Origin of the sequence: Erythrobacter westpacificensis, from assembly GCF_039542285.1 — a bacterium.
GTDB classification, from domain to species: Bacteria; Pseudomonadota; Alphaproteobacteria; order Sphingomonadales; family Sphingomonadaceae; genus Alteraurantiacibacter; species Alteraurantiacibacter westpacificensis.
Window position 1 is genome coordinate 14,911 of the sequence record NZ_BAABHV010000004.1, and the last position, 16,550, is coordinate 31,460.

Annotated in this window: 19 protein-coding genes; 3 read left to right on the forward strand and 16 right to left on the reverse strand. The window is 60.5% G+C overall.

Annotation, left to right across the window (positions count from 1 at the left end):
• Entirely contained in the window at positions 1-651 is a 651-nt protein-coding gene (locus tag ABFX23_RS02195; RefSeq protein ID WP_346031501.1) for an SRPBCC family protein, read from the forward strand.
• On the forward strand, positions 648-1,841 hold the full coding sequence (locus tag ABFX23_RS02200; RefSeq protein WP_346031502.1) for a zinc-dependent alcohol dehydrogenase: 1,194 nt from the start codon (positions 648-650) through the stop codon (positions 1,839-1,841). The genes ABFX23_RS02195 and ABFX23_RS02200 overlap by 4 nt, the downstream gene beginning before the upstream one ends.
• Here the strand turns inward: ABFX23_RS02200 and ABFX23_RS02205 are convergent.
• The 12 genes from ABFX23_RS02205 to ABFX23_RS02260 form a co-directional block, all read right to left on the reverse strand.
• Positions 1,838-2,422, reverse strand: a complete 585-nt coding sequence (locus ABFX23_RS02205; protein WP_346031503.1) for an SAM-dependent methyltransferase — start codon at positions 2,420-2,422, stop codon at positions 1,838-1,840. The genes ABFX23_RS02200 and ABFX23_RS02205 overlap by 4 nt on opposite strands.
• Positions 2,415-3,137, reverse strand: a complete 723-nt coding sequence (locus ABFX23_RS02210) for a PIG-L deacetylase family protein (RefSeq protein ID WP_346031504.1) — start codon at positions 3,135-3,137, stop codon at positions 2,415-2,417. The genes ABFX23_RS02205 and ABFX23_RS02210 overlap by 8 nt, the downstream gene beginning before the upstream one ends.
• Positions 3,134-4,201: an acyl-CoA dehydrogenase family protein gene (locus ABFX23_RS02215; protein ID WP_346031505.1), complete on the reverse strand. Its 1,068-nt coding sequence runs from the start codon at positions 4,199-4,201 to the stop codon at positions 3,134-3,136. The genes ABFX23_RS02210 and ABFX23_RS02215 overlap by 4 nt, the downstream gene beginning before the upstream one ends.
• 169 nt (positions 4,202-4,370) lie before the next feature.
• The gene (locus ABFX23_RS02220) at positions 4,371-5,480 is read right to left on the reverse strand and encodes a glycosyltransferase family 2 protein (protein WP_346031506.1); all 1,110 of its coding nucleotides are present in this window, start codon (positions 5,478-5,480) and stop codon (positions 4,371-4,373) included.
• Between the two features lie 22 nt (positions 5,481-5,502).
• Positions 5,503-6,186: a YciE/YciF ferroxidase family protein gene (locus tag ABFX23_RS02225; protein ID WP_346031507.1), complete on the reverse strand. Its 684-nt coding sequence runs from the start codon at positions 6,184-6,186 to the stop codon at positions 5,503-5,505.
• Between the two features lie 83 nt (positions 6,187-6,269).
• Entirely contained in the window at positions 6,270-6,818 is a 549-nt protein-coding gene (locus ABFX23_RS02230; protein ID WP_346031508.1) for a DUF421 domain-containing protein, read from the reverse strand.
• A 168-nt stretch (positions 6,819-6,986) separates the two neighbouring features.
• Positions 6,987-7,454 (reverse strand): YihY/virulence factor BrkB family protein, encoded by a 468-nt coding sequence (locus tag ABFX23_RS02235; RefSeq protein ID WP_346031509.1) that lies wholly within the window; start codon positions 7,452-7,454, stop codon positions 6,987-6,989.
• 178 nt (positions 7,455-7,632) lie between these two features.
• Entirely contained in the window at positions 7,633-8,457 is an 825-nt protein-coding gene (locus ABFX23_RS02240) for a DUF3618 domain-containing protein (protein WP_346031510.1), read from the reverse strand.
• Positions 8,454-8,900 (reverse strand): phage holin family protein, encoded by a 447-nt coding sequence (locus ABFX23_RS02245; protein WP_346031511.1) that lies wholly within the window; start codon positions 8,898-8,900, stop codon positions 8,454-8,456. Before ABFX23_RS02245 ends, ABFX23_RS02240 begins: the two co-directional genes overlap by 4 nt.
• Positions 8,897-9,529: a hypothetical protein gene (locus tag ABFX23_RS02250; RefSeq protein WP_346031512.1), complete on the reverse strand. Its 633-nt coding sequence runs from the start codon at positions 9,527-9,529 to the stop codon at positions 8,897-8,899. Before ABFX23_RS02250 ends, ABFX23_RS02245 begins: the two co-directional genes overlap by 4 nt.
• A gap of 302 nt (positions 9,530-9,831) precedes the next feature.
• Positions 9,832-10,893, reverse strand: coding sequence for a hypothetical protein (locus tag ABFX23_RS02255; protein ID WP_346031513.1), 1,062 nt, complete (start codon positions 10,891-10,893; stop codon positions 9,832-9,834).
• Positions 10,884-11,909 (reverse strand): SAM-dependent methyltransferase, encoded by a 1,026-nt coding sequence (locus ABFX23_RS02260; RefSeq protein ID WP_346031514.1) that lies wholly within the window; start codon positions 11,907-11,909, stop codon positions 10,884-10,886. Before ABFX23_RS02260 ends, ABFX23_RS02255 begins: the two co-directional genes overlap by 10 nt.
• A gap of 168 nt (positions 11,910-12,077) precedes the next feature.
• Here ABFX23_RS02260 and ABFX23_RS02265 point away from each other — a divergent pair, with 168 nt between their 5' ends.
• Entirely contained in the window at positions 12,078-12,530 is a 453-nt protein-coding gene (locus ABFX23_RS02265; protein WP_346031515.1) for a helix-turn-helix domain-containing protein, read from the forward strand.
• Positions 12,531-12,633: 103 nt separating this feature from the next.
• On the opposite strand, the gene ABFX23_RS02270 is transcribed toward ABFX23_RS02265, so the two are convergent.
• The 4 genes from ABFX23_RS02270 to ABFX23_RS02285 all read right to left on the reverse strand — a co-directional run bounded on the left by ABFX23_RS02270 (position 12,634) and on the right by ABFX23_RS02285 (position 16,163).
• Positions 12,634-13,434, reverse strand: a complete 801-nt coding sequence (locus ABFX23_RS02270) for a hypothetical protein (protein ID WP_346031516.1) — start codon at positions 13,432-13,434, stop codon at positions 12,634-12,636.
• Positions 13,427-14,134 carry a hypothetical protein gene (locus tag ABFX23_RS02275; protein WP_346031517.1) on the reverse strand — a complete coding sequence of 236 codons (708 nt, stop codon included), beginning with the start codon at positions 14,132-14,134 and terminating at the stop codon, positions 13,427-13,429. The genes ABFX23_RS02270 and ABFX23_RS02275 overlap by 8 nt, the downstream gene beginning before the upstream one ends.
• Before the next feature lie 148 nt (positions 14,135-14,282).
• A complete protein-coding gene (locus ABFX23_RS02280; protein WP_346031518.1) occupies positions 14,283-15,185 on the reverse strand; it encodes a 3'-5' exonuclease family protein in 903 nt (300 codons plus the stop codon).
• Positions 15,186-15,272: 87 nt separating this feature from the next.
• A complete protein-coding gene (locus ABFX23_RS02285; protein WP_346031519.1) occupies positions 15,273-16,163 on the reverse strand; it encodes a 3'-5' exonuclease in 891 nt (296 codons plus the stop codon).
• Positions 16,164-16,550: the final 387 nt, after the last annotated feature.

Consider the following 16,550-nt stretch of genomic DNA (forward strand, 5'->3'; position numbering starts at 1 on the left):
ATGACCAATGACAAGCAACTCGGCCTGGCTGGCACCGTTGCCGGCCTCGGCCTTGCGATCGGGGGGCTGGCTTTCGGCGCCTTCCTGTCGCAACGGCGCAAGGGGGGCGATGACGATGCCCCCTTCTACACCCGCAAAAGCCCCGATAGCGACCATGCGGTGCTCGGGCGCACGGTTACAATCCGCAAGCCGCGCGCCGAACTCTATGCCTTCTGGCGCGATTTCGGCAATCTTCCAAGGTTCATGGAGAATGTCGAGACGATCCGGAAAGAGGGCGACCACCGCGTTTGGGTGATCAAGGCTCCCGCCGGACAGACGGTCGAGATCAAGACTGAGGTCTGCGAGGATGTCGAAGGTAAACGCATCGCCTGGCGCTCGGTCGAAGGCTCGGACATCGAGACGCGCGGCAGCGTTGAATTCGCTGACGCACCGGGCGATCGCGGAACCCGCGTTTCGCTGGTGATGTCCTACAATCCGCCTGCCGGAAACCTCGGCCGTACCATTGCAAAGCTGTTCCAGCGCGAGCCGGAGGTGCAGGCGCGCCACGATCTCAAGCGCTTCAAGGGGCTGATGGAGACCGGCGAGATCGCCACCTCCGCCCACCGCAAGGAAAACACCCGCGCTGCCAAGCAGCAGGAGAAGGAAACATGAGAGCCCTCACCTGGCACGGGACGCACGACGTCCGGGTCGACACCGTCGACGATCCCGAAATCATCAATTCGCGTGATGCGATCATCGAGGTTACCTCCACCGCGATCTGCGGCAGCGACCTCCACCTTTATGACGGGGTTATTCCCGGCGTACTTCCCGGCGACGTGCTGGGCCATGAATTCATGGGCCGCGTGGTCGAAACCGGCAGCGACAGCACGCTCAAGAAGGGCCAGCGCGTCGTGGTGCCCTTCACCATCAGCTGCGGCGGCTGCTTCCATTGCCAGATCCAGCAGTTCTCCGCCTGCGAAAATTCCAATCCGGCAGAAAAGCAGGATATGTCGGCCAAGCTCTACGGTCACTCCATGGCGGCGCTGTTCGGATATTCGCACATGACCGGCGGCTACTCGGGCGGTCAGGCGGAATATGTCCGCGTGCCCTATTCCGATGTTGGGCCGATCGTGGTCTCCGACCATCTTGACGATGACAAAGTGCTGTTCCTTTCCGACATCCTGCCCACCGGGTGGATGGCGGCGGAAAACGCCGAAATCCAGCCCGACGATACCGTCGCGGTCTGGGGCTGTGGCCCCGTCGGCCTGTTCGCGATCCAGTCCGCGATCGTGATGGGCGCCAGCAAGGTGATCGCCATCGACCATTATCCCAACCGCCTCGCGCTGGCCAAACAGCTTGGTGCCGAGTTGATCGACTTCCGCAGGACGAACGTCCGCGAAGCGCTGATGGAAATGTCGGGCGGGATTGGTGTCGACGCGGTGATCGATGCTGTCGGGATGGAAAGCCACGGCTTCGCGGTCGACAACTTGGTTGATGTTGTGAAGCAGAAGGTCGGCATGGGTGCGGATCGCGCCAGTGCGCTGAAGCAGGCGATCCTTGCGGTCCGGCCCGGTGGGCGCGTTTCCATACCCGGCGTCTATGGCGGGATGACCGATAAATTCCCGCTGGGTGCGCTGATGGAGAAAGGCCTCCATATCCGCAGCGGGCAGACCCATGTCCAGCGCTACACCAAGGATCTGCTCGAGAAGATCGAGGACGGCACGCTCGACACCACCTTCCTGATCTCGCATCGCCTCCCGCTTGAGGACGCAGACCGTGGCTACGAATGTTTCCGCACCGAGCAGGACAGCTGGACCAAGGTGGTGCTCAAGCCGGGTATGGACACGCCTGCGACGAACTAGTCGCCGGGCGTCCCCACGAGCAGATCGAGCCGGTAGAACTCCTCGCGCCGCGCCTTGGCCACCTGCCAGGGCGCGGCGTCGAGAAACAGTTTGACCGCGGCATCACCATCGACGGGCAGATCGTTGGGGCCGATCCAGTTGACCAGCAGACACAGCCCGTTCCCGGTCAAGCTTTCATGGGCAAGCTGCGAGACCTGGCGAATTTCCCCGACGCTGAGAAAATAGAGAACTTCTGACAGGATCACCGCGTCGAACTGCCCCGCTGGCCAATAAACGGGCACTTCGGCGACAACGAACTCGACACTGTCGCACCGAGGTAGCCTCCTGGCCGCCAGATCGATCGCCTTTGTCGAGACATCCAGTGCCACTATCGAACTGGCAAGTTCCGCCAGGCGTTCGGTCAGCGCCCCTCCTGCGCATCCCACTTCCAGCATGCGTGCAAAGCGCCGCTTGCCCAGTGCGGCGAGCACAGCCTCCCGCTTGCCGCGTTCATAGTCGCTGGTGTCGATGTCCCAGGGGTCGGGGTTTTTGGCGAACAACTGGTCGAAGCGTGCCTTCCGGTCGCTGGGTGCCTCAGTCACGGTGGAATATCTCCGGATGCGCGGCGAAATGCGCCAGCAGCGGTGCGGGCATCATAAAGGCCTCCGGGTCGTCGATGAGGTCGGTGAATTGCGACCGGTAGGCCGAAAGCGCAAGCCGCTTGCGCTCTGCCAGCGAAGGCGCTTCAAACAGGCGAAGCTCGGTCTCGGGCAGCCGTCGTTCGCCAAAGCGCCCCCAGATCGGCGCGCTCCACAGCGGTGCCCGGTAATGCTGTGCCAGATCGCGCGCGATCGCATGCGCGGTGATGTGATCGCAATGCGGATCGAGATAGGAGGTGGTCCAGATCGCCTGCGGATCGATGATGTTTGCAAAGGCGAACAGCGCCTCTTGGCCCGCGTCGGTGAGATCGCCCTGGCGACTTTGCCTGTCGAGCAGTCCAAGCGCATGAACTGCGGCCGGACGCCGCGGGGCGAGGCTCGATAGCGCTTCCTCCAGCTCGGCGCGGCGCATTGCAACCAGCTTGGCGCGATCGCAGCCGGGGTGCGAACCCTCGCCATTGGTCACCAGCACCACCCCGATCGTTCGCCCCGCATCGGCCGCTGCGGCCAGAGCCTGACCGCAACCAAGCGTCTCGTCGTCGGGATGCGGCATCACCAGCAGCAGCCCGCCGGGCGGCGACAGCTCGTCCAGTTGGATCGCGGCCGCGCCTTCCGCAGCGCGAAGCACGCTGCCTTGCGCGATGACAGGAACGCTCACAGATCTTCTGCCCGCAATCCGCGCCCGGCCAGAGCCCGCGCGGCGCGCTGCCGCTTGGCATCAGGCTGCGCCTGGCACAGGAACAGCCCCAGATCGCGGCGGATCCGTTCGATCGCGGTGCCTTCCTCGTGCGCTGCCATCCCCAGCCCGCGCTCGACCAGCGCCAGCACAGTGCGGCAATTGTCCTCGGTCACCTGCCGCGCCAGTAGCGAGAGGGTGGCGGTGTCGGGCTTCGCATCGCGCGTCTCTACCGCTCTTGCTGCTCGCCACAGCCACAGCCGCATGGTTTCGAGCGCGATAGCGCCAGTCGCGATACGGTCGAGCTGGTGAGGATCCTCGATCCTGCCGCGCTCCTGCAAGGCTTCGCGGAAATGCGCGAACAGCGCCTCGGCACCGCCACAATGTGCAGCGCAATAGCGCCAGATCCCGCCCTCGAAATGCGGCTCGCGCGAATAATCCCCCAGTTCGCCGAGCACGGCATCGTCTGCAAGTTCGCCCCCGGTGAAATCGTAACGCCCAGATCGCGTGGCGCGCATCCCCGAGACGTTCCAGCCGGAAGGATCGCAGCGCGAAGGATCGTTGGCCGGGGCGAGTGCCAGCAAGACGCCCTGCTCTCCATTGATCGCCACCACCACCTGGCGAACGAGGCCGAGGCCCGATGCGAAGCGTTTGGCGCCCCCCAGCACAATGCCTGCGGGTTGGTTCGAGAGTGTCAGCGGGCTGGCTGGATCGTCCGCACCCCATACGCCGAGCAGCTCGCCTGCATGAACACTGTGCGCAAGACGCTGCTGCGTGTCCTCCCGGCCATAAAGCGCCACCAGCTTTACCGCGTTCATATGGCCTTCGAACAACCGCGCGACCGAGAGATTGACCCGTCCAAGATCACGCAAGGCTTCGAATGCCCCCGCCACCCCTTCCGGCGCGCAACCCCAGCCCTGTCCGCCGTGCTCAAGCGGGAGGCAGGAGGCAAGCCACCCAGCATCGTGGAGCGCCGCGACATCGTGGGAGAGGTCACCACCCATCCGGTCACTGGCCGCCGCGCGGGCGGCAATGGCAGCGAGCATTTCCTTACGGGGATCAGGCCGGGGCGCTATCATGCAGCGGCCCGGTATGGACGCATCCATGCAGACGTGCTTTGGCATCGGGGTGCCTGCTCTTCGGCAGCGGACTGGAGGTGCCCGGTCCGCGAAGAGAATATTGCTCGATTGATGCCGGGTCTTGCCAAACGGTCAGTCACGCTCTGACACCCGCTGCGCGAAGCGCGCTCGTTGTGTCATCCAGTGTCGCCTTTCGAGCATTGGACAGGTTGACCATGACCTGGGACATGCGCATCCGGCGATGTTGCAATGCAGGATCGCGCGCTATTGCGTCCTGGAACTGCGCGTATCTCCCCATGCCGAATTGCAAACCATTCCAGACATGCGCAAGGCGTTGCAGCAGGGCGAGCGGCACCAGCTGCTCATCGCAGTAAGGATCGTCGTGCGTGGCACGGTCGCGCAATGCATCGCCCATTCCGCCAGCCGCGCGCCCAAAAAGTCGTCCGGATGTACTGGCTGTCACGTCGCTCGCTACCTTGATGGACCAGTCACGGCGACGGGCGAGACTGGCCAGCGCCTTGTCCTCGGCAACAGGTGGTATCGGCATACCGCCGATCGCACGATAGCGCGCAGTCGGCAGCGCCAGGCTGGCACCCATCGCGGCGATTTGGAAACTCGGCGCATCCCCGCCGGTCCAACGTTGCCACAGATGTTCGAGCTCTGCCGAGTAAGCTGCTTCAACCTCCCCGCAACGCCGAACGGAGTGGGGCAGGCCAGTATATTCTTGCGGGTCGATCGAAACGCTGCCGCACACCAGATCGGTACCATCGCGAATATGCCGAAGGTTCGCCGCCGCCCAATTCGGAGCGACAAGGGTGTCGGCATCGGTTGTGAGTAGCGCGCCATCCGGAACGAGTAGCGCCCCGATATCAAGCGCGATACGCCGTGCGTGCGGTGCATCGGCGACGGCTGGCCGCAGCGAAACCTTGACGAGCAGATAGTTGCATCCCGAAGCCTCGAGCATGCTAGAGGCGACCTGCCAAGAACGGTCTGCGCTGTTGTTGATCAGCAGGACAATTGCCCCTACCGCGCCGCTGCGCTCAACCGTATCGATGAGTGACGCCAGAGAAGCGGGCAGGATATGCTCCTCGTTCCGGGCGGGAACGCAGATAGCGAAATCCACTTTTGCGGGGAGTGACGAGGCAACCGTTCCGACGGCAATCCGGTTCTTGAACGGCAACCCGGCAACCGCTTCCTCAATGATCGACGAGGTGCGAATGCTTCGGCTGCCGACCCACTTGGTCAAGGGGCCAGCACCCATCATCATGTCAGCCCTTGGCTTGGAGGTTGACCGATCGTTCCGCCAGATCGGTCATGTTTTCGTCCGCGCCGTAGATATCGGCCGTAATTGTATCAAGCTTGGCGGCGTGGTCATTCTTGCCGAGCGCTTCGGCAAACGCCTTGGCAGTGCCGAAGCCGCAAATACCGTAATGGCACATGCGTTGATACTGCGACACGATGACGACGTCGCGAACATCATCATCGTCGATATCCGCATCGATGACATGCTTCTTCGCCTCTTTGACGAGGCCTTCCATGCCCTTGCAATGCTCTTTCTCACTCTCGCCGCAATCCTTCAGCAGCTTCTCCAGGGTCGCGGTATGATCCTTGATACCCTCGGCAGCCTTGCTGAGACGTTCCTTGAGCTTGGGATCGCTCGCTTTGTCGGCCAGTTGGCTGACCATTTTCGACATCTGATCATTTGCAGACCAGTTGTCGGCCAGTTCTTCCTTGTAGCAATCTTCGAGGTTTTTCGGTGCAGACACAGTAGGCCTCCTTTTTGATGGCCATGAAAACTCACGGCAGCTTCTGATTGGGTAATCTCTGAGCGGGCCGTTTGGTTTCGAATAATTTAAATCCAAGGAATTAACGGTATAGCCGTAACAATCGATATGCTGGGATGTCTTGGTGATTATCGGCAGACGCCGTTGAACAACGGTTCCTGCGGTCACTTATGAACTGAAATGGTTCGCAAGGAACATGGTTTTCATCTGGCTCGATGTAACGACCGTTTGCGAGATGCATGCAAACAACGTTACGAGCCGCCCGGTCCAACGTCCTTCATCAACTGCGCATTGTCCAAGGATGTATCGTCTCGAGGGATGATCGAAAACTTTCCGTCATTTTCAAGGATTACCCAGTTGGCATCGTCGAGGCTCAGGTGCCCCTTCTGCCTCAAAGCGTTGTAGATTTCGGCTTCGGAGATGCGTTCGGCGCGCATCGCGTCCTTCTGTAGTTCGCCCTTGTGCAACAGCATGCGCGGTTCTGCCTTGATAAGCTTGGAGAAAACATCGCTGCGCAGCACCAGCCAGGACGTCGCCCACTGAAGCGCGAACATGATTGCAATACCCAAGGCAGCGTCGGCTATACTGACATCTTTAAGCAAGATACCCGAGGCCGCGAGACTCCCCACCGCGACGGTCACCATCCAGTCGAAATTGTTCATCTGACTGGTCGTGCGCTTGCCCGTAACGCGGGTCATCGCAACGATCAGGATATAGAACACGACCGCGCCGATAGCGACGCTAGTAAGCCGATCGAAGCTGTTGAACCAGGTATCAATATCGCTGCTCGGTGAAGTCATTTATACGCTCGCAAGGGTTCGGCGGTTGGTCCTCGAATGAATAGCTAAGCACCGACAGGGCAGAGTGCAATCGGCGACACAAGCAGAATGACGGCGTTACGCAACCGTTCTCGCATGGTTCTCACCGAAATCCTGTCGCGATAACGAGGACGAGCACCATGAGAACCGTCAGTACAAGGGCTGTCGCATAATCCGAAGAAAGCCACGCGTTTCGTCTTCGTCATAGGCGACGTTCATGCCGACCATCAGCGTCTTGACGCCTTTCGACGCGCCGTAGATCGCGAAGAGAATGCTGCCGAGCGCAGCCCAACCCAACGTGGTGTTCGCGCCGGCGGCAACCTTGCGGGCTTGGTTCTCCAGTATTTCGGCTGCGTTTTGCGGTAGCCCGCCGGCGAAACTTTCGATCTGCTGTTCGACCACCATCGGATCAACGACTAATCCCGCGATCAGGATGATAGCGGCGATCGCGGGAAAGAGCGCGAGCATGCCGAAGAAGGCGACGCCTGCGGACACGACCGAAACATGGTCGGCTTCGAGCTCGTCCTTCGTTCTCAGAAGAATGTCCTTCCAGCCTTTCGCAGAAATGTGTGAAGGTTTCTTTGCCGTGCGCCCACGTGGTTCGTCAGTCGAAGTCATAGATTGCCAGTCGAATTATCCTAAGGTGATCTAACGCGTCAGACCGGCGAACACCGTTTGATGCCGCCGGCATGATTTCAGACAATTGCCCGATGCATCCGGGCTCAATACCCGTGCGCCAGTCCCGACAGAGATGAAACCTCGTTCGGACTGGCGCAACTGGCGAGCAGGCAATGCGTTACGCCGGCCCTTTTTCTTCCATCTTGCGGTCGGCCTTGGCAACCGCTTCGTCCTTCTTCGCGCGTGCTTCGCGGCCAACCTCGCGGGCTTTCGCCTTGCCTTGGTCCAGTGTCTTGGCACCTTGGGGGCCCAGCTTTTCGCGCTCCGTTTGCGAGGACGGTATCACCGATCCGGCAATGGCGCCGACGAGGGCCGCTGCCAGCCCGCCGACGAGCGGATTGCTGTTATAGGCATCGCGTCCTTTGTCCATCGTGCGCCGACCACGTTTAGCCAGGTCACTTCGCGTTTGGCGCGCGCTATCGGCGAAGCTGTCGCGTTTTTCGCGCATGCGGTTGGTCGCGTCGTCGAGCCGCTGGCGATAGGACTTGTCGTCCTCGTCGTGACCGCGTTCGATCATCAGATAGGTTCCGCGATGTTCGTCGCGACGGCGGCGATAGATCGTGTCGTCTTCGTCGGGCTGCCGCTCGATACGCGACATATGTTCGACATAGCCGCGATGATCAGGGTCGTAATCGTACGCGTTGCTCGAAATGCCATCGCTTCCGGAATTGGACGTGAACGCCGACGGCTTGGCATCGTAATCGCTGACCAGCCAAATGCCACCGGCAGAAATCAGCGCCATGGCGAGCGGATTGCGGCGGGCACCGTCGAGGATGTAGCGCGCGTCGATGCCGTTCTCGTCTGCCTTGTCTAGCAAAGCGTCAAACAGGTTGCGCGGCGACATCTGGTCGCCGATCCGATCGACAGTTTCATTCATGTTTTCCTGTGTGCGGCGGATGTCGGCTTCGATGGCATCGGGGTCGCGCGTTTGGTTCTGGGTCATCGTTTTGCTCCGGAATGGGTAAGGTCGCCGGTGGCCGCATCAGGCGTGCGTTCGACCGTATCGATCGTGCGCTCCGGCTTGAGATTGGTTGCCTTCATTTTGCTTCGGGCGACGCCGTAGAGGATGGCGGCCAGAATGAGGGTTGCAAGGCCGACCAGCAGGGTTGCCAGATCGCGGTCGTCGATGGCGTCGCCGATCAGATAGGCAATGCCCATCAGTGTGACACCGAGACCGGCTATACCGAACACCGCTGCGCCCAGAAGGCTCGCAACCGATTTCTGGATGTCTGCCACGGATTCGCGCATTTCCGCCTGGACGAGATTGACCTGCTGCTGCGCCAGATGTGCACTCTGACTGGTAAGACGGCCGAGCAGGTCGACGACGTTATCGTCGGTTCTGCTGGTCTTCGTCGCGCGGTCGGTTCTGTTGTCGATCTGGCTCACCGCGTTTCTCCCGTTGAACGGGAAGACGCAACGCTGGTGCGCGCCTGTGCCACAGTTTTTTCGCGATCACCCAAACCCGTCGTCGCGGTAGGAGTGGTCGAGGCGGCGGTAGTGGCCGGGGTCGTTTCGGCCATGCCGGTCGAAGCACCATAGGTTCCGCGTGTATGGTAAGCGTCGCTGCGGTCGCTATCGTTCTGGCCGACATCGTAGTCGTCGTGATATTCGGCGCCAGCACGAAGGAAGCGGGCGGCAGCGAACCCGGCGGCAGCCGATGCGGCGAGGAAGGCCGACGGATTGTCGCGGGCGAACCGGCGCGTTTCGTTAGCCAGTTCACGCGGAGACTTGTTCTCCAATCGCGATGCCAGCCCGCCCACTTCGCGTGCCACGCTGCTGAATGCAGAAGCAAGCCAATCGGGTGCCCGGTCGTCTCCCTGCAGTTCGTCGGCAGCGGTTTGCATGGCCGAAGAAGCGGAATGCGCCGCGCGTCCGACCCGATCCCTTTCTTCGGCGGCCTTCGCTTCGCCCTGTCTGGTCGCCGTTTCCTTGAGGTCGCGGGCGTCACCCTTGAGATCATCGGCTACGTCGCCGTGCTGAGAGCTACTTGTTCGGTTTCGTGGGGTGTCCACCATGGTTAATCTCCTAAAAAGATAACACTAGAGCGGTATCGCGCTGAGATTGTTCCGTAATTTGCCCAAGATCAATCGATTTGCAGCGTCCAAAGTCCGCGCATCTTGCCTTCGGGAAATCTGTACCAAAGAAAGGCCCCATGTTCAGAGATCGACACGAGCCATAGATAGTCTGATGGAAGGACTGCTTGCGAAAGGGGGCCAGCAGCACCATAGGGACCGCCTTTGGTCGCGCGTGGAATGTCGGCTTTCGACGCTGCAGCCACCAGATCCGGACAATCCGTTTCCGGCCCATTAGCGGACATCTAGAGCCAATACCGGCCCGAGAGGCTACAGAAAAAATATGCAGGCTGGTCAATTTCGAATTCGACGTAGTTTCCATCAGAGCAGCAGCTATTCCGCGCCTTGAGAACTGTCATTTCTCGCGAGAAATGTTCAAAATCTACGATGTCAGTGATGGGCGAACCAATACAGCTGGCTAGCACGCCATCGGGCAAATGCATCCCGCAAACTCTGACGGATGATCCATCTAATTCCAAGATCGGTTCTGACGGTACCTGCCTGTGAAGCCGGATATGGCAGGCATCTTCCGAATAATAGTGATCACGGCGATCGCTTTGCAACTGCGTACAAGCCCAGTTCCGAAGATTATCCTCCAAAGGCCCCTCTGCCGCGAGCGAACGCATTGCCAGAAGATCGATCTTTCCGTCGGCCCCTTGCGACCTCAGCGCCTTCAGCTTTGCCTCCCGACGTGACAATTGATCGAACAGTTCCTGGAGATTCTCTGCATTGTCGCCGAAGCAATCCAATTCAAATTCCAGCACCGATGGCCGGAGTTCCTCATCCAGGGCGGATATCGAAACGACGTGAGGCACCACGTTCGTATATCGATCCCAGATGCTCCATGTGACCTTGGAGCCTATGAGATGCACCCCTATACCATTTCGATCTGCCCACTCCTGAAAGGTAGCACGGAGAAGCCTCACAGTTTCGTGAACGGCGTCCGCGATCTTGTCGAAATTGCGGCGCCGAAGATCCTGGTATCCGTAATCGAAGAAATTGGCGGCCCATTCTACGTCCTCTATGTCGATGTCGTAGAATATCTCAATCGCGTGCGCTGAATCGTATTCGATTTCGACGGTGAGACCGGTGGGTAGGGTAACGACAAAAATGCAGGCAGAGCAGCGTTCATCGTGCTCATCGACTGTCGCAATGGACTGAATTTGCGTCACCACCTCGCCATAGGATCTGGCCTCGAGCTTAATGCGTTCGAAGACCTTCCTGGTGAAGCTCGTCATCCCAGCCAAGCCATCGCTCGCCTGCCAAGCATTCGTAACCCGCCAGGTGTTCTTGCGTTCTAATTGCATATTGCATCCTTCCCCTCCACCCTACGATCGGGCGAAGAACATTCGGGCCTGGCTTCAGGTTCGTCGGACCTGGAAGTTCGAAACTGCATGTAGAGCTGAACCACCTCCGTTTTCGCGAGGCTCGGCTTGCCTGCAGTGCGCTGCGCCATGGCCTCGAAATCGAGCCTGAGCCTGCACATTGCATCCTCGAGGTCATCGATCTCCGGCGTTGCCCTCACGAAATAGTGCGCGCTGGGTTTCGCCTCCAGATTATGATGTACCTGTCCGGCATCGGCTCCGACGCGCTGGATCGCGAAGTTGGCCTTGTGGGCCTCTCCAGCACGCAGGAATTCGAAGTCTGCGTGCGCCTTGGGAAGAGCGATCTTCTGCCGCCGCACGTCTTTTCTCACCCAGATCTGAAAAACGGCCGGTACGTGCTTGCGTTTTCCCTCAAAGATGAATGCATCCTTCGGCACCGCCATCTCGTCGATCAGGTGAAAGCTGAGATCGAGGCGATTTTGTACCGACACCTTCTGGAAGGTGCGCGGCACGATGAAGGCGATCACATCGGCGGCCCCAGCAGCATGATTGAAGAACTTGATCGCCATGCTGGCGTTCTTGCCGAAAGGTGGGTTGCCGATGACGAGCAGCGGATCGTCCAATGACAAAGGCAGGGCGAGAAAATCGCCCTGACGAATCCCGGACGCTTTCGGGTCAATATCGTAGCCAGCGCTGCCAAACGGGAGCTTCCGCAGGAATGCGCCTGTGCCCGCACTGGGTTCGATTATCCGGGTGCGCTGAAACCGGAGAAGATTGTGTTCAATCCGTTTGACGCGATACCATTCGACGAGGTCTTCGACGACCTCGGTCCGGGTGTAGAACTGGTCGAGCCGTCGGGCCTTGTCTCGCTCTGAAATCGGATTTGCAGGCGTTGTGACCTCGGCCGACAACGGCTTTCCGTCACCCAGCCTGCATGCTGATTGACGGTCTGGTCCGGTGTTGCCTACATCGGCTCGGAGTGGAGAAAGCTGTTTCATTCTCAGCATATATGGCGCAGAAAGCTCAATATGCAACAAAGTCACAGAGCTGCCTCGAGAAAATCATACCGCTATCGATTACCCGGGGGTTACTCGGGGCTCATCGATGGCGTCGGCAGCATCTTGCGCAAAGCCAGGGCGGAATCTTCTGAATACGGAACGATGTCTATGGACGAGTTCGCAGCAGTGCTGGGTATCAAACGAGAGACGCTCAGTCGCATCGATAACGACAGAAAGCTGCCGTCCTACAAAACCCTGCGCAGGTATCTCGACTTGCTCGACATGGACCTCGATGCGGTGGCGCAACAGGGTGTTAGTTCGAAGCCGCCCATTCCTGAGTATCCGGAGGTGTGTCTACAACTTGGCGAAGCGCTTGAAACCGGACGTGAGAAGGAAGGACTGACCCTGCGGCAACTCGAGGAGCATACCGGAATATCCTATTCGCAACTGTCGCGGTTGACGCGGGGGCAGTTCAAGGGCGGGAAACACGTCGAGATAAAGTACCTCGATGGCAATCGAGAGTTCGATGATGACACGCTGGCATGGTTCACGCATCCCATGCTGGATTATCTGTCGGAAGTTGGCGGCTTCAGGCGCGATCTTGGCCGGCGTGGGTATTAGGTCTGCAGATACACGCGCGGCTGCTAATCTTGGCCTACCAGCGAGCTCACCAAGGGCGAATGTGGATGCAAAAAAGGGGCGCCCGTCTAGCGGGCGCCCTCTATCATTCAGCGTCGTCTGTTTCCTGCGCGAAACGCAGCCGCAACAAATGTTCGGTAAGGGCCTGCGCCCCGTCGCGGCGTGCCCGCTCAGCCCAGGTCTCCCACCTGTCGATCCGGTCAACCAGCCAGCGATAGAGCCGGTCGCGTTCGTAGCGGCGCGGAAAATCCATCGACCATAGCGTCCGGGCGAGGGGGACGTTGTTGCCTTCGGGCGGACCAATCAGCTTGATGGCCGGCCGCCCTGCGAGATCGTCTCGGACAAACCGCAGTTCGAGTTTGGCGGCGAAAGCCTCGCATTGGGCCATGACCTGTTCGTGCATAGCCGGGTCATCTCCAAGATCGGGACCTGTCGTTGCCCTGAACACAGGCAGGCCGATCGGGATGCGTGCCGCCTGCCGTGAGCGGGTGCTCGCCAGCATTACCATCACGGCCCGGCCTTCAGGGGTCAGCTCGCCCGAGAGACCGTCATCGGTAAAGCCGATACCTTCGAGCCAATGCCCGACGAATTGGCGGGCGAGCTGCCAGGAGTCTTCGAAGAGGTCGATGACCTTCTCCTCGATGCCGATCACCCTCCGGTCGATAGCGACGAGGATGGAGAGGAGAACTTCGAGCGCATGTTCGCGATCGTGTTCGGATGCGCTCGCCATGCCCAGGCGAGCTGTCCAGAAGTATTCGCGGAGGCTGCGCCATTCATTTCCCTCCTCGTCGAAAAGCGGCGGCCATTCCTCGCCGCTGGTCCGGCACCAGTAGCCCCAGGGGAGGGCGGCATTTCGGCGGCGTTCGTATGGAGTGCGCTCAGTCATGATCGCCTCCCGACTTGCCGAGTTTTGGCACAGGTGTGCCGAGTGCTGGCGGCGCCAGCGAGCCGGTGTGACGATCTTCGAGCGCATCGAGCTGCGAAGCAAGCGTCGTCACCTCCTGAAACATGTAGTCCATGTCGCGGTAGACCTGTCCTTCTTCGCGTTCGAGCGGCCGGTTATGATTGGGGACGTAGTCTGCCGCCTGATCCGCGCTGAATCCGAACCACCAGTTCGTGCGATCGACATCGCCCGATGTGCTGGACCTCTGCGGTGCCGAGCGCCGGGCGGGCCGAGAGCTTCCGATTGTGACGTGGCAGACGCTCGTCTCGGGCGCTCCGCTTTCATCGCAAGGTGCCGCGTAATCGATCGGCCCATGCACGTGGAGTCCGGCGGAAGCCGGAATGGCGTCGGCGCTGAAACCCCAGAGCGGATGGGCGATGCTTACCGCGACAAACCCGGACCAGTGGCCGCCATGCTGACGCAGGAGGATGCAGTCCTTGCCTGTGGACGCATCGATCCAGGCGATCTTGTCGGGCTCGCCGGCCCATGGGCCATCGCGTTCAACCTGGCGTTTGCCGTTGACGAACAACTGCACCGGCCTGATCTCGCGCCCGCCGATGGCGAAGCGTTCGGGCAGGGCGGGAAGGTTGGTGTGAGGATTGGTAGGCACGGCAACGCGGCCTGTCTTTTTCTTGGGAGGCATTCTTATTTCCTTTTCGCATAAAAAGAGCCGCTGTCCGGAGCAGACGAGCGGCTGATAAAAACCTGCAGCATGCAGGTATCGGGGCGGGCGCAATTTGTCGCGAATGCCAGCGCGCCCGGAGCCGGCCATTCGTGTGTCAAGGATCACATCATGCCGGCACTCCTTCGCGAAGGGGCGGCCGTCGTTTTGCCATGCATTCTCCTGCCGGAACCGGAGCGCGATAGACTGTGCCCCGCAAACCCGCTGCGGCCCTTTGGGCGCGTGCCCAGGACGCGAACGTGCGGGCGCAGAAATCCGAGTTCGGAAAGCTGTCCCGCAACCGCTCCGACAGTGCGGTGAGCATAACCGTGCGATCGATGGTCACCTGGCCCATGCTCGCGAGGTGATAGATCGCGATCAGCGTGGTCGTCATCACGTCAGCCAGGACCTGTTCGCCGACCATTGCCCAGTCGCCATTTTCGACCAGCGGCCCGATGTCCTGCGAAGCGGTCGGCTTGCATGGGACCCCGAGCGCTGCGGCGAACTCAGGCAGGTGCACGCTGGCAGCGGCAACCGAGGTCGCCTGGCACAGGTCGAGCCGGTTACGGCTGTGAGGATGGAGGTCTGCCAGCTGGGCAGGCACAATGAGCGAATGCATCATCGTTGCCGTGCGCAGAGCGGCAAAGTCTTTCGCTTCGCCGCCCCAGCTCGTGACAATGGCACCAGGTTCGACGCGGCAGGCATCGAAGAAGGCCTCGACCATCTCCTTCTCGCTCGACGTCTCGGCCGTGAAAACGACTGGTTCATCGAACGCGATCTTACCCTCACCGGGCAGGTATCTTGCCACCAGCCAGCTGGCCGCAGCGATGCGGTGAAAAGGCCAACGGATCTTGCGCTCGGCTGCCTTGCCTTCCGCCATCATGTAGGCCGCGTGGCGATCGCGGTCGTAAAGGTACTCGAAATCGCAGACGATCAGCGTCAGCGTTGCGCTGTTGTCCTCGCTCTGACGCGAGGCGAACAGGCGCGCATCCTCGGCCCACTGGCCAAGGCAGGTTCTGGTATCGGTAGTCATCGTAAAAAATTCCTTTCAGGTCGAACGCAGAAAGGCCCGCACTCTGGCGGGCCTTTCGCGGATCATTGTTGATGGTGATTGTTGGCGTTAGCGGTGCCGCTCATGCGCGCTCATCGGTTCGAGCGTCGGCGCCGGAAGCCCAGAGCGGAAGAACCAGGCTTGCTCGTGCGCGACGAGCGACTGGTCGAGCTCCTTCTGCCAGACGCGGCCCGTGCTGTTCCAGCGGTAGCCGCGCGCTTTGAGCAGGTCCTTCTTGGAGAACGGAGCGCGCGTTGCCTGGACGAGCGTGGTCACCCGGTTTGCCGCTTCGAGAAGCCGCTGGAAATGTGTGCGGCTGTGGCGCTCGCAGCCGCGCCTCGACTCCTGGAGGAGGATGAAGAGCGACCAGACATCATCGGCTGCCCTATGCGCATTCGAGAACCAGCCATGCTGGCCGAGGAGATGCTGCTGCGCGCGGCCATCGCAGCCGGCCTTCAGCCAGTCGATGTCTGCCATCGAACAGGCCCATGCTTTACCGCCAAGTTCCGGGTAACGCTTCTCGAGCCAGCTCACCTCGAACTTTGCATTGTGAGCGCAGAGGAGATCGGCCCGCGAGAGCAGGCCTGCAACGCTCGCATCGTTGATCTTCTTGCCGACGAGGTGCTGGGCAGCGAGGCCTGTCACCATGGTGATCTCGGCAGGGATCGGAACGCCGGGATCTTCGAACCAGTTGAGCGGCCCGAAATGACCAATGACATCGCCCTCATCGGAGAGCCAGACCAGCATCAGCGCCAGTTCGATGATGTGTCCGTCACTGGCATCGAGCGAAGTCGTTTCAAGATCGACCAGCGCGACGCAAAATCCATCGGGCGGAGCGCCGCCTTCGGGCATGTTGGTGAAGCGATCGGGCACGCGTCGCAGCACGCGATAATCATCGCTGCGCTCGAGCACCCTGGCGAGACGCTCGTGTCGTCTCGCCGATCTATCTGACGTATTCATTTGTCGGTTTCCTTCTATGCGAAACCGGCAAGGCGCGGAGACGCGCTTGCCGCATCCCCTTTTCCATTCACCAGCCGGTTTCACCCGGCATCCTCCTTTCAGGAGATTTCACACCAAGACGGCCCGCAGCTGCGAGCGAAGGGTCCGCCCCCCAAGATGTCGGCGACATCGCCCCAGGCCGCGCCAGGCCGCACTCGAAGGAGGCTTGCAAAAGCCGACGTGCGAGCGTCAGCGAGCTCCTTATCGGGCGAACGCGAGTTCGGACGATGTCATCAAAATCGTCCGCTCCACGGGTGCGGATGACTTTGAGGTATTGCGCCTCAAAAACGAGAAAGGGTAAAAACGGCAAGTCAGTCCGTTTACCTTGCGAACCGGTTTCATTTGCGT

What these genes read in the sequence shown, in the direction of transcription:
- ABFX23_RS02195 (WP_346031501.1), top strand. Translation starts at nt 1, where the DNA reads ATGACCAATGACAAGCAACTCGGCCTGGCTGGCACCGTTGCCGGCCTC.
- ABFX23_RS02200 (WP_346031502.1), top strand. Translation starts at nt 648, where the DNA reads ATGAGAGCCCTCACCTGGCACGGGACGCACGACGTCCGGGTCGACACC.
- ABFX23_RS02215 (WP_346031505.1), bottom strand. Translation starts at nt 4,201, where the DNA reads ATGCTCGCTGCCATTGCCGCCCGCGCGGCGGCCAGTGACCGGATGGGT.
- ABFX23_RS02230 (WP_346031508.1), bottom strand. Translation starts at nt 6,818, where the DNA reads ATGACTTCACCGAGCAGCGATATTGATACCTGGTTCAACAGCTTCGAT.
- ABFX23_RS02235 (WP_346031509.1), bottom strand. Translation starts at nt 7,454, where the DNA reads ATGACTTCGACTGACGAACCACGTGGGCGCACGGCAAAGAAACCTTCA.
- ABFX23_RS02240 (WP_346031510.1), bottom strand. Translation starts at nt 8,457, where the DNA reads ATGACCCAGAACCAAACGCGCGACCCCGATGCCATCGAAGCCGACATC.
- ABFX23_RS02250 (WP_346031512.1), bottom strand. Translation starts at nt 9,529, where the DNA reads ATGGTGGACACCCCACGAAACCGAACAAGTAGCTCTCAGCACGGCGAC.
- ABFX23_RS02255 (WP_346031513.1), bottom strand. Translation starts at nt 10,893, where the DNA reads ATGCAATTAGAACGCAAGAACACCTGGCGGGTTACGAATGCTTGGCAG.
- ABFX23_RS02260 (WP_346031514.1), bottom strand. Translation starts at nt 11,909, where the DNA reads ATGAAACAGCTTTCTCCACTCCGAGCCGATGTAGGCAACACCGGACCA.
- ABFX23_RS02265 (WP_346031515.1), top strand. Translation starts at nt 12,078, where the DNA reads ATGGACGAGTTCGCAGCAGTGCTGGGTATCAAACGAGAGACGCTCAGT.
- ABFX23_RS02270 (WP_346031516.1), bottom strand. Translation starts at nt 13,434, where the DNA reads ATGACTGAGCGCACTCCATACGAACGCCGCCGAAATGCCGCCCTCCCC.
- ABFX23_RS02275 (WP_346031517.1), bottom strand. Translation starts at nt 14,134, where the DNA reads ATGCCTCCCAAGAAAAAGACAGGCCGCGTTGCCGTGCCTACCAATCCT.
- ABFX23_RS02280 (WP_346031518.1), bottom strand. Translation starts at nt 15,185, where the DNA reads ATGACTACCGATACCAGAACCTGCCTTGGCCAGTGGGCCGAGGATGCG.
- ABFX23_RS02285 (WP_346031519.1), bottom strand. Translation starts at nt 16,163, where the DNA reads ATGAATACGTCAGATAGATCGGCGAGACGACACGAGCGTCTCGCCAGG.